General features: G+C 47.4%; 9 protein-coding genes. 2 read left to right on the top strand and 7 right to left on the bottom strand.

Annotated features, from left to right (window positions below; all coding sequences use genetic code 11):
* Nucleotides 1-33: 33 nt before the first annotated feature.
* From L5M51_RS03395 to L5M51_RS03380, 4 genes are all read right to left on the bottom strand, one after another.
* On the bottom strand, nucleotides 34-1,794 hold the full coding sequence (locus L5M51_RS03395; protein ID WP_263171615.1) for a toxin-antitoxin system YwqK family antitoxin: 1,761 nt from the start codon (nucleotides 1,792-1,794) through the stop codon (nucleotides 34-36).
* A 12-nt stretch (nucleotides 1,795-1,806) separates the two neighbouring features.
* Entirely contained in the window at nucleotides 1,807-4,104 is a 2,298-nt protein-coding gene (locus tag L5M51_RS03390) for a hypothetical protein (protein WP_263171613.1), read from the bottom strand.
* A gap of 217 nt (nucleotides 4,105-4,321) precedes the next feature.
* Nucleotides 4,322-5,530 (bottom strand): NupC/NupG family nucleoside CNT transporter, encoded by a 1,209-nt coding sequence (locus tag L5M51_RS03385; protein WP_219233794.1) that lies wholly within the window; start codon nucleotides 5,528-5,530, stop codon nucleotides 4,322-4,324.
* Between the two features lie 264 nt (nucleotides 5,531-5,794).
* Complete coding sequence (locus L5M51_RS03380) at nucleotides 5,795-6,742, bottom strand: LysR family transcriptional regulator (protein WP_028761657.1); 948 nt, start codon at nucleotides 6,740-6,742, stop codon at nucleotides 5,795-5,797.
* Between the two features lie 225 nt (nucleotides 6,743-6,967).
* On the opposite strand from L5M51_RS03380, the gene L5M51_RS03375 reads away from it, so the two are divergent.
* Nucleotides 6,968-7,948 carry a dienelactone hydrolase family protein gene (locus tag L5M51_RS03375; RefSeq protein WP_263171612.1) on the top strand — a complete coding sequence of 327 codons (981 nt, stop codon included), beginning with the start codon at nucleotides 6,968-6,970 and terminating at the stop codon, nucleotides 7,946-7,948.
* Nucleotides 7,949-8,107: 159 nt separating this feature from the next.
* On the opposite strand, the gene L5M51_RS03370 is transcribed toward L5M51_RS03375, so the two are convergent.
* From L5M51_RS03370 to L5M51_RS03360, 3 genes are read right to left on the bottom strand one after another with little or no spacing between them, the layout of a single operon-like run.
* Nucleotides 8,108-9,397 (bottom strand): cytochrome c, encoded by a 1,290-nt coding sequence (locus tag L5M51_RS03370; protein WP_263171611.1) that lies wholly within the window; start codon nucleotides 9,395-9,397, stop codon nucleotides 8,108-8,110.
* Nucleotides 9,397-9,930, bottom strand: a complete 534-nt coding sequence (locus tag L5M51_RS03365) for a (2Fe-2S)-binding protein (RefSeq protein ID WP_006082848.1) — start codon at nucleotides 9,928-9,930, stop codon at nucleotides 9,397-9,399. The genes L5M51_RS03370 and L5M51_RS03365 overlap by 1 nt, the downstream gene beginning before the upstream one ends.
* Nucleotides 9,927-12,824, bottom strand: a complete 2,898-nt coding sequence (locus tag L5M51_RS03360; RefSeq protein ID WP_263171609.1) for a xanthine dehydrogenase family protein molybdopterin-binding subunit — start codon at nucleotides 12,822-12,824, stop codon at nucleotides 9,927-9,929. Before L5M51_RS03360 ends, L5M51_RS03365 begins: the two co-directional genes overlap by 4 nt.
* A gap of 1,166 nt (nucleotides 12,825-13,990) precedes the next feature.
* Between L5M51_RS03360 and L5M51_RS03355 the strand changes: the two genes are divergently transcribed.
* The gene (locus L5M51_RS03355) at nucleotides 13,991-15,301 is read left to right on the top strand and encodes a DUF3644 domain-containing protein (protein ID WP_212599396.1); all 1,311 of its coding nucleotides are present in this window, start codon (nucleotides 13,991-13,993) and stop codon (nucleotides 15,299-15,301) included.
* Nucleotides 15,302-15,429 lie beyond the last annotated feature (128 nt).

The following is a 15,429-nucleotide window of genomic DNA, read 5'->3' as shown; positions in this document are numbered from 1 at the left end:
GTTAAGTTAATCGATTAAGCGAATATGCTTAGGCTAAAAAATAGGGAAAACATGGTCCGAGGTAATCACCGGCGGCGGTATTTCCCGATTTAAAAACTCGCCATGATGGAAGCTATTGATCACTTCTATCCAGCCATTATCCCTAAATTCGTATTGTTTACCATGAAGCCTGCCCTGCTCGTCATAATTCGCTATTTCAAGCACATAGTCTTCGGTATTACGCAGTTCCCAGTGGCCGACTTGTTTACCTAGATCGAAACGTCCGTACCAATAGTGTCTCTCAGGATTTGGCATTGGGTTGAAACCGAACTCACCATGGGTGTACACCCAGTCGCCATCCTGTTGCCCATTGCGGTATTCGCCCTTTTCATACAATTGGCCGTCAGTGGCGTAGCGTTGTACTAATCCTTCGGGTTTGCCATGGTTAAAGTTTATTAATTCAAGCAATTGCCCAGAACTTGTCTCATTACGGAACTCACCATCGAGCTCGCCTTGGGCATCATAGCTAAAGGTGAGGCTGGTATCCTCTTGCTGCTTCTTCCATTTGCCTGAGGGCTTGTCATTGGAATATTGACCTTGCTCGGCCACCCAACGCTTACCGGTTTTATGGTCGATTTTCACCATTTCATAGGGGCCTTCACGCTTGCCCTCGTTAAAATACTCGCGGGAAACGGTGTTTACATCAGTTTGGTCGAAGGATTTAATATGTAAGCCAGTCAATTTTTTATCGAGTTCCTCGCTGCGACTCACTAACTCGCCTTGCTGGTAGTCTTCGCTGAGTGACCAGTTTTTGAGTATGTCGTTTTCTGTGCTCTCAATCAGTTGGCCCTTGCTAAAGCGCTGCTGCTTACGATAAACCCAGCGATTACCTTGGTATTTGCTGTCGGTGGTTTTTTTTATTTGCCCTTGCTCATCGTATTCGATGGATTGGAGGGCATCCCCTTTATCGTTGGTCACTTCCTTTAATTTGATCTGACCATTTTCATAATAAGTCAGTTGCTCACCGACCTGATAGTCAGCTTGATATTGGTAGTGACGCTCGACTTTGCCATTGTCAAAATATTCAAAATAGTCACCTTGCCTTTTGTCTTTAACGAACTCTTGGGTCGAGATGACTTGCCCATTCAGGCCCCAAGTTGTCTCAGTGCCATGCAATAGGCCATCAACGCGATGTGTTTCGCGGTTGAGTTTGCCAAGATTAAAATATTGGCTCACACAGGTCGGGTCATTGCAGATCTTGGCGGTGACTTCGCCCTCTGGACTAAAATGTTCGCTGATGCCGACTTCTTTGCCTTTTTGAAAGTTCACTTTGTAACGGATATTGCCGCCATTCCAATAAGCAGTTTCGAGGCCTTGTTTAACGCCATTTTCATAGTGCGATTCAACATACAATTGGCCGGTGGCAATGTATTTTTTAAGCAAGCCATGAAGTTGGCCTTGCCCATTGCGAAAGCCTTGCTCGTACGGCTTGCCATCCTCAAAGTAGCATTGATAAGCACCGCGAAATTGTTCGCTTGTGAGGGTTTTGCCAATTTTGTTATCGGCGAGGGCACTGGCGCAGAAAAGCATATCGTTATTTTTGTAATAAACTTCAGCCTTATAATTTCCGTCGATAACTTCGGTCGATTTTTTTAGATAGTATTGAGCCTGTTTTTCATCTTTGACAACCTTCCAATGGGCATCGAGTAACACCTTTTGTGAATTGGCATTGGCATTGGCACTGGCACTGGCACTGATAGTGATACAAATAAGTACCAGTGCTCCAAGGAGCAGTTTTACTGTAAATAGACGCATAACCGCTCCTTTTTATGGCAAAGGTTTAAAGGTGAATTCATAGGGGATGTCTACGGGGTTTTGAGAGAGAGTCATATAACTCACCTTAGCGGCAGGGCCTGCGACACTTAAATAGCGGCCATCGACCAGAGCCTCTTTAATCCGTAGTTCGGCATTTTCGGGCAGTCGAATCGTTAAGGTTTTGCCCTGGGCATCCTCGACTTTAAAGTAGTTCTTAAGATCTTTACTCGGCTCGTCACCATAACCGGTTTTTGTTAGCCAAGCTTGTAAATCGATTAACCAAGGACGTGGATTCGCGGCCTGCTCTAAGGGTTGCCAACTGATATCACCTTGGCAATGGATTTTTCCTTGGATGTGTTTATCGTAGAAAAACTGCCGCTCGCGGTCGGGCGTCATCAGGGTATATGCTGGTCCGTTTGGGGCATTATGCTCAAACAGCCAAGTGACTTCGTGTTTCCCCTCTTTAAAACCTTGTTCTATTTCAGGTTTACAGGCACTCGCTAATGCGGCTGACATAGGAATATACAGATTATGGCCATTTTCAGTCTCAGGTTTTATCCCTTGGATCGCACTGATTTCGGCGTTTGATGGCTCAAGATCTTGATAGAGGAAGTTATTGAGGCTCGAATCGCCAAACTCGCTTAAGGGATTGGCCAGATTTTGGTTGTAGTCGGTAAAGGTCACAAAGCGGATGTTCTTGGTTTGGCTTAACTCCGGCTGTGGCTGGTTCTCTACGATTACAACGGTTTTAGGGATCTCATCTAGCTTAAGTAACAGGGCGCGGGTGCTAAGGTGATGAGGATCATCGACACCGATTAATTCCCCCAGCAGTTCCTTATCCGTCACTGTTAACCATTGGGGATAATCACCATCGCGACGGGCTTCGGCCATCTTTCCTTTAAATTGCTGAAAAGGAAGGTTAATGTTTTGAGTGTTACTCTGCTTTGTTACGACTTTAAATAGCTTTGCCTCGGCGTCGAGCACCTGAATGGTGAGGCTCGCATCGCCGAAGGCGTAAGGATTCGCGACCAGTTCATCCCACGACTTTTCGACTATCTTATTGCTTTCGGGGATAAGGGTTAGCTTGGCGGTGATATGATCTATCTGTTTGAGTTTATTGGCGGTGTTGTCCCAGCCTGTGGCGATAAGATCTACCGAAGACTCAATCGAGCGGTTGAAATTCATCGCCACACCTCTGCTGTGCTGCCAGAAGTGAATGTCTATCGGATTTCCACTGGCATCAAAGGCGGCTAAGTCTTCATAATGCACATTAGCAACCACATATCGCGGGCTTATATTATGCACAAAGCGCAATTGCAGCACTTCTGGAGTGTCAGCGCCCCATGGGCCAATATTATCAAGAATACCTTGTTGATCAGGTAATAAGGATTTTATAAAGTCCTTATCATGGGCTTTATATTCCCGAGGAACATCGCTGATGGAGTACAGCTCTTTTTGCAGATCATCTATATCACGCTCGGCATCGTAGTTAGCGTCGGCATGCCAAAGCATGTTCATGATATAAGGGCTATCCTTGGGCGCCATGGCGATGCGGCGGGTAAGGGTACTGCCTTTGCTCTCTTCCTGTTGAAAAAACGCCATGCTCTCTAACCAGCCGGTTTTGCGGTTAAGCTCGAACTTGCCATAGGCCTTAAAGTTGTCTTTCTCACCTTTTACTACTGCAAATAACTTATCTTCGGTCACTTGCTCAACCGTCCAAGTTAGGCGCGCATCCATGGGGGCGCTGATGCTATAACCGACCCTAGGCTCAAGCACCACAGGCAAGGTTGGAGCTTGTTTAAACAAGCTATTAAGATTCACCCAGTGGTCAAATAATTCCTTGATATCTTTTTGATCCATTTTGGCAATGGGAGTCAGTTGGCGGACTTCACCATTGTTAAATTCCACATTAAAGCCGTCTTTAACCAACTGAAAGATTTCATTAGAGTTACCTTTAGGGTCGATATTACTCACCGGAATCGGCATGCCATAATCGCTAATTTGCAGCATATTAGGTTGGATAAAAAAACGGGCGTTATGGGTTAACGGCGTTGTTAAGCTGGTCGCCTTACCCTCTGCATTCTGTAATTGGTAATCCAGCAGCAGTCGTGCCTGCAGCACTTTGCGGGTTTCAAAGCCATCATTGAGGTTTATGGTGGAGATAATCTGATATTCACGCTCTGTGGGTATGTTGGTATTAACTGAATTGGAGGGGGGCGTTGAGTTATCGCAGGCGGCGAGCACTAAGGCTATGCCTAGTGCTGTTATACCGATTGCGGCGTTAACTGCCTTGTATTTCACTATGGCCATTCGTACTCCTTTGGCTACGCATGTTATTGAAATGTAAACTCATTAATCTTTTTCTGGCGACATTATACACAAAAAATATCTGAGGCATAAAAGAAAACCCAAACCAAGCTTGCTTGATTTGGGTTTGTGTTGATCGCGGTTTTGCTGCGCGAGAGTGGCTAACTTAGTGGTTAACTCAATGGTGAGATGAGTGCCTAAAAAAGCCCAAGCTGATGGATTACAGCGAGAGGATCACGCTGGCAATGGCCGCACTCATGAGGTTAGCGAATACGCCAGCGGCAATGGCGCGAAAACCATTACGGGCGATAAATTCACGGCGTTCTGGCACCATGCTACCCAGTCCACCGATCAAAATTGCCATAGTGGAAATATTAGCGAAACCGCACAGGGCGAAAGTCACAACGGCCTGAGAATGGGCGCTCAGTTGGTCTTCGACTTTCATTAACTGAATAAAGGCCACAAATTCATTCACTACGATTTTTTGGCCAATGAGTGAGCCTGCAGTAATGGCCTCATGCCAAGGAATACCCAGCAGCCATGCCATAGGGGCGAACAGATAACCGAGTAAAAATTCGAAGCTTAACTGGTAACCGAACCATTCACCCACAGCGCCTAACATGCCATTCAGTAGGGCGATAACACTGACAAAGGCCAGTAGAGTGGCACCAATCCCGACAGAAATCCGCATGCCAGACATAGCGCCATCGGCTAAGGCTTCAACCACATTGGTGGCGCGTGGCAGTTCGACTGAGGTGATTTCATCGGCACTATTTTTGTCATTGTCGCTAGGCGGCATGAGGATTTTTGCCATCAACAGACCCGCAGGTGCCGACATAAAGGCTGCGGCGATCAAATAGTTAAGATCGACACCTAAAGCGGCATATCCCACTAAGGTGCCGCCCGCGACTGAGGCTAAACCACAGCTCATGACCGCGAAGAATTGCGAATCGCTCATGTGCTTTAAATAAGGTTTGATCACCAGCGGCGCTTCAATCATGCCGACAAAGATGTTCGCCGTGGCAGATAAAGACTCGGCGCGGCCCGTGCCCAGTAAACGCTGCAGACCGCCACCAATAATGTTGATCACCTTAGGCATTAGACCAATATGGTACAGGGCTGAAATCAGCGCCGAGAAGAAGATGATGATACCTAACACATTGATTGCAAATACGAAGCCGACTTTACCCGTGGCGAGATCGCCAAACAGGAAACCAATCCCTTCGTTGCCATAGGCTATCACGCTCGACACGCCCGCAGTAACGGATTGCAATACGGCCTTACCCGCAGGGACGTAGAGCACTAACAGGGCAAATATAATTTGTAAGCCTAGGGCTAAAATCACAGTGCGGTAGGGAATATTCTTGCGGTTCACTGACAGTAACCAAGCAAAAAACAAGATACTAATCATGCCTAATATCGCGATCATAAGGGGTTATTCTTTTGAGTTAAGGAAGAAGCCGCGCATTGTAGGCCGAGTCGCAGTAAGGGCAAGTCGAGGGCGTTACTGGGCTGTTACGATAAAATAGTCGAAAATAGCAACAGTTTAAGCTGCTGTTTATGCAGGAGAATAAAAGCTATTTTAGCTACTGTTGCCCAGAGGAAATAATATTTGTGCCTGTGGCAATAATCGAAATCATGCCACAGACGACTTTAGGCTGGTGTCGTAGTCAGTACTTTTTTGAAATGCAGCTTAAGTGACTGTCTTACCTAACCAAGGTTTGAGCTTTTTATCCCAGTAGGGCGGGTGGCCGATATGGGACTTTAAACACTCGATTATCACCTTGTACTTAGTCGGTAAATGGCGCCGCCTCGGGTAAACCACATAAACGGGCATCTGTTGCAGTGGTTTCCAATCGGGTAAGAGCTGGATCAGTTTTCCGCTTTGAAACTCATCACTGAGTAAATACGTGGCTACATAGCCTATGCCGCGCCCGGCAATCACCGCATTGCGCACGGCTTCGGCTAAATCGACACGGTAATTCCCCGCCACATGCACGGTTTGTTCTAGGTCATCCTTAGCAAAACTCCAGCGATCATAATTACGGCTCTTGCTTTGATAGATAACGCAATTATGTTGCGCTAACGCCTGTGGATGGTGTGGCACGCCATGCTTGAGTAAATAATCGGGAGAGGCGACCACCACAAAGTTAGTCTCGGCGAGGTGCTGGGCGATATAACCTTCGTTCAACTGTTCATGGTTAGTGATCCAAAGATCGAGGCCTTCTTCTAGCATGTCGGCTTTATGGTCGAACAGGCTTAGCTCAAATCGCAATTCGGGGTATTTTTGCTGCAACACTTCCAGCGCGGGGATAATGTGTAAGGTGCCAAAGGACTGGGAGGAACCGAGACGAATCGTACCGCTAATGTCATCGCGGGCATCCAGCATAATCGCATCGGCATTTTGCGTCGCTTCAAACACTTGCTCACAGTAATGGGCAAACTGTTGGCCCGCGTCGGTTAGCACTAAGGTGCGAGTGGTCCGCTGGACTAACAGCAAGTTCAGCTCGGCTTCCAGTGCGCCAAGCTGCTTGCTGACATAGGAAGTCGAGGTTTTTAACTTGGCCGCCGCTTGGGTAAAACTACCACTGGTCACCAGAGTGTGGAATATCACCATCTGGCTAGCTCTATGTTGTATCACGCTAGGCCCTCTAGAATCTAAATCGCTATTTTAAGCTAGCCTTGCCCTAACCGACAGCCGTTTGTGCCGATCGTGTGCTATTTCAAAACAAACTTACCAAACGGCACACGTTAAAGTCAGTTGCCCTAAGTGCGATTCTTACTTTACTCTTGAGTTAAATCTTAACACCCACAAGCTAGGGAAGACGTGTTACCTGTGGTTAGCTTGTTCAATGGAGGAATAACGATGACACAACAAGACAAGCAAGCCTTAGCAGAAACAAGTCAGATACATGCCCAGAAAGTACAACCGATACCGCAGGAAGCCTTTGACTGGTATGACGAATATGCCCATGGCATTATCGATCGCCGTGAGTTTATGGGACGGCTCGCAGGGCTGGTGGCGCTAGGTTTTACCATGACGATGCTCACGGGCGCACTTATGCCGAACTATGCCCTCGCCGAACAAGTCTCCTTTAACGATCCCAGCATTCAAGCCAGCTATGTTAAGTTCCCCTCGCCAAATGGTTACGGTGAAGGGCGCGGCTACTTAGTCATGCCCGATGAGTTATTGCTCGCGGGCAGTGCCGCAGGAGAGCTGAAAACCTTAGATCTCAGTAAAAAAGCCGCTGTGGTATTAGTAGTGCACGAGAATCGGGGTCTTAATCCTTATATCGAAGATGTGGCTCGCCGATTAGCCGCGCAGGGTTATATCGCCTTCGCCCCCGATGCGCTTTATTCCCTAGGTGGTTATCCGGGTAATGATGATGCGGGCCGCGCTATGCAAAGCAGTTTAGACAGAGCCAAAATCGAACAAGACTTTATTGCCGCTGCGCAGTTTTTAAAATCCCATCCCCAAAGCAATGGCAAACTCGGTGCCGTGGGTTTTTGTTTTGGCGGCTATATCGTTAATATGCTGGCCGCCACGATTCCCGATGAACTCAATGCAGGCGTACCTTTCTATGGCACGCCTGCCGCTGCGGAACTGCGTAGCCGAGTAAAGGGGCCACTTATGTTGCAATTTGCTGGGCTCGATCAGCGGGTGAACGACACTTGGGCCGAGTACGAAACTCAGCTAAAAGCCAACAAAGCCGATTATGTCGCTTATCTTTACCCTAATGTGAATCACGGTTTCCATAACGACTCCACTGGCCGATACGATAAAGCCACCGCCGAACTCGCTTGGGCGCGCAGCTTAGCCTTCTTCGATACTCGACTGCGTGGCTAAGTGGGAGTGAAGCTCCGCTTACTTTGATTAAGTCGATGAGTGACCGATTCTCGCGCTCTATATCATTCAAGTAAAAGCCGACGCTAGCGTCGGCTTTTATTTTAAATCTCCCACATACCTATGCGGCTTTTATCTTAAATATCCCACATATCTATGTGGTTAGTCGTGCTCGAGGATCACTTCTTTTAAGCTTTGGATGGTTTTCACATCGAGATTACCAGCTTGTGTGCTCCAGGTGAGTCTTAGATAATTGGCTAAGTCTTTAATCTGCTCGTCGCTTAACTCATCAGCATATCCCGGCATGGCATAAAAGCTGGTGGTGGCGTTGTAATGCTGGCTCTGAATACCTTTTAGTATCACGGCGACGATATTATGAGGACTCGCTTTATCTAAGGTGGCGTTTCCTGCCATCGCAGGGGCGACGTTAGGACGACCTTCACCATTTTGACCATGACAACCGGCGCAGTAACCCTTGTAGAGCGTATAGCCTGGCAGTTCAGGTTTATGGCCGTTAAAGGTGAGCGGACCCGGTTTAAGATCATCGTCGTTATCGAGCAGATAACTGCTAACCGCGCGCATATCATCATCGGTCAAGTGGCTAAAGCTGTGATACACCACGGGATACATGCCGCCAAAGACAGTGCCTTTACGGGAGTATCCTTCGGTAAACAGTGATTTAAGATCCTCATGGGTCCAGTTCTGCCTGTTAAGCTCGGCGGGGCGAATGTCCGATGCCTCTAGCCCTTCGATAATCGCGCCCTCAAAGTGCTTGTCCTGCTCCATGGCAAACAGCGTGTCTCTTGGGGTGTGGCATTCACCGCAATGCCCTAGGGCATTGACTAAGTAATTGCCGCGGTTCCAATGTTCGCTTTTTTCCTTGCTCGGGGTAAATTCCTTAGCATCGTGGGCGACTAAGTTCCAGGCTTTTAAGCCAAAACGTAGATTAAACGGAAAGTAAACATCATTGTCGCGATTGGCTTGTTTGATGGGTTTAGTACTCATCAGATAGGCATAAATCGCCTGAGTGTCTGCGTCCGTGAGCAAACTGTAGGAAGTGTAAGGCATAGCAGGATAGAGGTTGCCGTTGACGCCAACACCGTGGTGCATGGCATCAAAAAACTCCTCGTAACTGTATTTGCCAATACCGGTTTCTTTATCTGAGGTGATATTGGTCGAGTACACAGCGCCAAAGGGCGTTTCGAACGGCAAACCGCCCGCGAGTTCGCGACCGCCGACCGCAGTATGGCAGGCCACACAGTCGCCTATCTTCATCAGATACGCGCCGCGTGCGATGTCGTTATTTGTATTGCCACCTTCATCGGCAACGCTGCTGGAACAGGCGAGCAAACCTAGCCCTAAACTCAGGAGTAGATTGTGACTCAACAGATTTTTTATCCTTTTAAGATACGAGAAATGGCGCGGTAAATGGCGCAGATTGGCTGATGTCATCACAGGGTTAGCCCCTTAGTTTTGAGGATCAGATCTTTGACCGCCGCATAGTATTTTACGTAGCCAGTACAGCGACATACGTGTTCACTCAAAGCATCTTCAACGACTTTTTCAACTTGATCTTTAGCGATAGGTTGTCGCTCTAATCGCTCAAGCAGTGCAGTCGATTCGTTGACAAAGCCCGAGGTACACCAGCCACATTGAAACGAGAAATGTTCCAAAAAAGCCTCTTGTACTGGGCTCAGGGCGGTGATTTCGCCAAGGGAGTTTTGTCTGGCATGACCTTCGACAGTGCGGACGCGTTTACCATTAAAACGCTCAACACCATTGATGCAGGTACGCACCACTTCACTCATGCCTTGCTCGTCGTCGACGATCACTGTACAGGCGTGGCATACGCCTGCGCCACAACCAAACTTAGTGCCTGTGAGGTTCAAGTATTCATGTAGAAACTCAATCATCATCACACCATCGGCGACTTCAATCGGGCCTACGGCTTGGTTATTAATGGTCAGTTTAATAGACTGGCTCATGCCATGGCCTCCTTAATTTTTTTCGCTGTCATGGGTAAATCGTAAAAGCGGACATGGGTTGCTTGATACACGGCTTCAATCAGCGCCGCGACCACAGGGATCATCACCACTTCGGCGATACCACGGCTAGGATCGTTATCAGATAACTGCGGCAATATGGTATGACGTTGATCCCACACGCCCACATGCCGCGCTAACGGCACCTGATAGCGATTGAGGTTCCACGTACCATTGCCGGCGCCTGCTTCAAATGGCGGTAAGCCTTCATGCAGTGCATGGCCTATTCCCATCGCAAGGCCACCTTGAATTTGTCCTTCGACCAACTCTTTCACGATCACTTTGCCCGCCTCTAACCAAGTATGAGAACTCAGTAGCGTGACTTCGCCATTGCCTTCGTTTACGGCCACTTCAACCAAAGTGGCGCAGGGGGCGTAGTAAGTCACCATGGCATTGTTCAGTTCGGCCTTGGGATAACTCATGGCTTGACGATCGATCAAGTGATAGCCATTAGACTTCATGCTGGCTTGGCGCGCTTTGATACTCATAGTCGTGTCAGAAGTGGCCGCAAACGTCGTGTTGCCTTCGCCGTATTGCAGCGCCAGCGCATCGAGTGCTAAACGCTCTTTAGTGCCAAGAATGTCGAAATCGGCTTCGGCCCAAGCCCAGCGATTAAAGGCATGGCCCATCACGCCGACCACTAAACCCATGTCGTGGGCGCGTTTTGCGAGAATATCGATAGAAAGTGGCGGAAAACCCAAGGCGGTTAGCTTGCCATCGACCCAGCGACCATCCCGTGAGTTATGCAAATTAGTCGAACCCATTGGTGTGTTAAAATACAACTCGTTCCAAATCGAGACCGCCGCAGGCCATAGGCCGTGGCGATAGATAATATCGGCGGCTATGCGGGTGACATGGCTTTGGTAATAGGCCGACATAGACGCCGACGATGCCATGGCTTTAACCGGTGTCCAGCGTGGATTGGCCGCCATTTCATCTTGGCGTTGCTGCGAAATAATATAAGGATTATCGGTTTGCACTAATTGCATCGCATCCCAAATATCCACTTCGGCGAGTTTTACCTCATCGGCAAAGTTGCCTAGAGCATCGCTGATCACGACGGCTTGGGAGGTTTGCGTGCCTGTGCCCATTTCGATAAAGCCGATTTCTAGGGTGATTTTGCCGTCTTTAGCTAGGCGAACCGCCGCACTTGGCGCTGCTGCACCCGTACCATAATCTTTGGTGGCGATACCAAAACCGACGCCGTAACGCATCCCCGGATGTTTGGCCTCATAGTCCTTTTTATTCACCGCGCGGTTTTGCCACACGGGAGCTTGCTCTGCCATGTCGAGCATTTCGCGGTAACGTAAAGTGCCGTTAGGAATCGCACCTTGAGTATTACGCTGGCCAGACTCCATCACGTTGGCGGCGCGCAGTTTAAAGGGATCAACCTTTAGCTCGTCGGCGATCTCGTGGATCATGCATTCCATCGCTGTCATCGATTGCAGCGTGCCATAACCGCGCATCGAACCGGCATCTGGGTTACGCGACGCATAGGCGGTGGCGATAATATCGTTGCGCGGCGTGTAGTAAATGCTTTGCATCGCTGTCGCACCAACCGAGGTCACAGACGGAGTAAAGTTGACTCGTCCGCCGCCATCGACTGTCATCTGTGAAGTTAAGGCTTGGATTTTTAAGGTCGATTTATCCACCGCTAAGCGGCTTTTCATGATGAACGGATGACGTTTAAGGCCAGATTGGAATTGCTCGAATCTGTCATTGGCGAGTCGGATTGGCCCTTTGGCATAAACGGCCGCGATCACGCCGTAATAGGGAAATATCGAATGGTCTTTCGCGCCAAATCCACCGCCGATATAGGGCGAGTGCACCACAAGATGTTTTACCTTGCCTGCCAGTGGGCTAGATAACAGCATGTGCACTGCCATCTCTTGAAAGTCCTGCGGCGACTGCGAGGTAATAACCGTATGAAAGGTTTGGCTAGTTGCATCATACCAGCCGTTAAAGGCTTCGGGTTCCATCATCATAGGATCGATGATCTGGGTGCGATATTCCCGCTCTAACACTTGCCATTGTTGATTGGCTTGGGCGCTAGCAATTTGCTTATCTATCTCACCCGCATAATAAAGCCCGCGCTCAGACACTGTCCCTTTGGCATTCGGATTACCTAACCATTCAGGCTTGCGATCTTTTACGCTGGGGAAAAATAGCCCATCGTGGAGCGGGCTATATAAATCTTCCCTTGCGCCATTTTCACCTTCAACTCGAATAAGGCGCCAGCTGGCGTAAGGGTCTTTCGAGTCCGACACAAACGGCGTTTGCTCACCAAAGCGCAGTAAGGTCTGGTCAAATTGCAGCAAGGACTTAGCTTGCTTAAAGGCGGGAAAATTGTCGAACAACAATATCGCCACCGCATGACCTAAGTAGTCGGCGGTTTGCCCCTCGGCCAGTAACATGTTGTCACCGTAAAAATCGGGCAGCTTGATTTTATCACGGGCCAGATCGGCCGCAGTGATCACTTTATAGGGCTTAGCCGACGCGGGCAGGTGGTCGAGGGAAAAGCCTTGATAAACATGGGAGGCATCGGCGGCGCGAAGGATAAAAGCGTAACCTTGCTGCTTGGGCCAGCCCTCCATGTCCATAGCGCGGTAATCACGGCCATAGACCTTTTGGCCTGTGACTTTCGCTATGCCGTCGTTACGAAACTTAGGTTTGGATTGACCATTAACCTGAGTTTGCCATTGGGCTGCCAGTTCAGGTGAGACAATCGCCGCATTCGCGCGACTCATTTCCCACAACAAAGGGGCCGAATATACGGCAACCCCGCCAATCACACATTGCTTAATAAAGGTCCGGCGTGACGTATTAGATGGTTCCATATCTCAACCTCAGTTGTGCTTCCGTGTAATATCAGCCGCGCTGCATGGTATCGCCCGATATAAGCTTGTTGTCGATCGACTTTTTATTGATTGTTGCGACATAGCTTTGATAAACACTGAATGTAAATTTACATTAGCCACGTTAGCATGTAGGGCCGAAAATGCAAATTTAGGCGGTTAATCGTTGCAGTTTTGACCAAGCTAAATCAGAGTGTAAAACCCGTGTTATCAGGCTTCTGCAGTGATGTTCGCACTGTGATTCAACTCAGTTACGTTATGCTGGTATTTTGTTCAGTGCTCTTTGCGCTGAGCCCTTGAGCAATGCACTCAAATTGGGGCTTATTCGCATGTCGAAATTGGCTCGCTTGCCAAAACCAAACCGCCCGTCACGGCAAGACTTCATTGCCACCGCAAGATCAAGAGATAGTGCTATTTGATGGCGACTGGTTTAGTCACATGCATTCATATCAACATTGTTAAATCAGTGCTTGCTTAATTACTTGATTTGTAATGCTAAAGTTATAGACAAGTGTACGCTATGTCGCTATCTTAGGTTTTTAACAAGGATGAGCTTTAATCGCGTACCCGCGATTCGAGTCACTTGCATCAGGACGATGTGTCTTTTCTCTTTCTTAGATACCCAACTCCTCCTGCAAATTGGTGAATATGCTTTGGCACTTATTTTCTTGTTGCTCAGTGTTTGTCGCACTGTACTGAGTGTTATGGGTTAACCGTTTCGCGTTGAGTTCGTTGAGTTCGTTGAGTTAGTGCGGCCTAACGGCCGAGGTGAATCAAGGTCGTGGGTCTTCAACCCACACCCGACCAAGGAGGACTGCTCGTCCTATCCTCCTTGGATGCTCCAAGACGCCCCCAACGGAGTTGAAAGCCCCTTGTGCTCATTGCCAAATCTGCTATCGCTTCCGAAGGATGCGTCCCGGCACCTGCGAAAGCTAGCTCGGCATCCATGCCGAGACTCACGCAATTTGTCTATTCGCCCTGCGGCAACTCCGAGGGGATGGGCGTATTCAATGAGCTTTGGTGTGATGTAAGATATAAAGTTTTTACTATTTAATAACAATGACTTAATTGCGGCAATAATACTGAAATTATTTTTGTCAGAGTGAATAGTAATCTGACTCAATTGATCAGGATATTGGGAGATAAATATGGCAGGACGTCAAAGTCAGCGGAAATTCTTTAATTTCTTACAACATGCTGAGCACTCTGGGAAAAGTTTCTCTAGGGAAGAGTTAATCGTAGCCTCTGGTTGGAAGGTCAGTACATTTGAAACCTATTACAACAAAGGCCAGATTACACAGTTTGTCACAGAGACCGGTGATGGCATTTTCCGCGCAATAAATACGCTGGATTTAACTTTTGTCGAGTTCCAAAAGCGATTATCCCAAAGTAAGCACTTTCAGGAGCTTGGTCATAAATGTAAATCGCAACTTTCCAAAGCGTTACTTAAAAAATCTCGCGATAACATGATGTTGGCGTTAGAGCTTTATAATCGTCCATCATTAGAGAATAAGTTAGACGGCTTTGTTTTGCTATTCTGTACTGCGTGGGAGCAACTTTCTAAAGCACGCTTAATTGAACGTGACGGTGAAGATAGTATTTTCGAGCCAGCAAATAAGAAAGGTATACGCCAGACGATTTCATTGAGGGCATGTTTGGCGCGTTTGTATGCTGATAAAGATTTAGTTCGAAAGAACATTGAAATGGTAGCTGATTGGCGTGATCAAGCTGTACATCTCTTAATGCCAGAACTACAAGCTATTGCCTCTAGAATATTTCAATCAGGTGTACTTAACTTTTCATCTGAATTTGAGGCATTTTCACAAGTGGCTTTTATATCGGTTCAACATACTGGAATGATGACTATAGTTGGTGATTTTAAACTCCCTGCAATGTCTTTATTAAAAACACAGTATGGTGCTGCAGCATATGAAATTCTTGAATTAGCAACCAGCATTCAGTATGAAGTTGAAAAAGCTGATGATATGAACTTTGCAATACCATTGAAGGTTCATTTGGTCTTTGCACAAGGTGAAGGGGATGCACAAGTGGTATTGACCAAGGCCTCGGGTACTGCAAGTGATCTTAATGAATTACGTCAAAAGCTAAAGGTTATAGAAAAGACGATAGATTTAGATAAGTCGCATCCGTATTCGCAGACAAAACTACAACAATTGGTAAATACCAAATTAGAAACCGATCGTGACCAGTTGAAGTTAGAGAAATGTATCCCAGGAAGAAATAAATTTACCGGAAGACCAGAGCTTAACAACCATTGTATTCAAGCGTGTATACAGAGACTTGCTTGGCAGCAATCTAACAATGAATATCATTACCATGCCAAGCTTGCAAACCGGCATCAATACTCTGAATCTGCTGTAACTGAACTAGTTAAGCGCATTACTCAGGAAGATGATTTCGTTGCTAAAGCTAAAAAAATGCTAAGTAAAAAGAAATAACCTAGTAAGGTTTCTGCTAAGAAAAATAAAGACCCCATTATTAAAAATAATGAGAAGAAATTATACAGGCATAGTTTTCGGGTGAAGGGACACTTTATCGAAAGCGTTAGCTATTTTCAAATAAGCAC

It is taken from the genome of Shewanella sp. SM73, from assembly GCF_025653795.1.
GTDB classification, from domain to species: Bacteria; Pseudomonadota; Gammaproteobacteria; order Enterobacterales; family Shewanellaceae; genus Shewanella; species Shewanella oncorhynchi.
The sequence above is the reverse complement of the archived record's forward strand: the minus strand, read 5'-3'. Positions and strand labels throughout refer to the sequence as shown.

Excerpts from the sequence above, each read along its gene's own strand:
- L5M51_RS03360 (WP_263171609.1), bottom strand. The coding sequence starts at position 12,824 with ATGGAACCATCTAATACGTCACGCCGGACCTTTATTAAGCAATGTGTG.
- L5M51_RS03395 (WP_263171615.1), bottom strand. The coding sequence starts at position 1,794 with ATGCGTCTATTTACAGTAAAACTGCTCCTTGGAGCACTGGTACTTATT.
- L5M51_RS03355 (WP_212599396.1), top strand. The coding sequence starts at position 13,991 with ATGGCAGGACGTCAAAGTCAGCGGAAATTCTTTAATTTCTTACAACAT.
- L5M51_RS03370 (WP_263171611.1), bottom strand. The coding sequence starts at position 9,397 with ATGACATCAGCCAATCTGCGCCATTTACCGCGCCATTTCTCGTATCTT.
- L5M51_RS03385 (WP_219233794.1), bottom strand. The coding sequence starts at position 5,530 with ATGATCGCGATATTAGGCATGATTAGTATCTTGTTTTTTGCTTGGTTA.
- L5M51_RS03390 (WP_263171613.1), bottom strand. The coding sequence starts at position 4,104 with ATGGCCATAGTGAAATACAAGGCAGTTAACGCCGCAATCGGTATAACA.
- L5M51_RS03375 (WP_263171612.1), top strand. The coding sequence starts at position 6,968 with ATGACACAACAAGACAAGCAAGCCTTAGCAGAAACAAGTCAGATACAT.
- L5M51_RS03365 (WP_006082848.1), bottom strand. The coding sequence starts at position 9,930 with ATGAGCCAGTCTATTAAACTGACCATTAATAACCAAGCCGTAGGCCCG.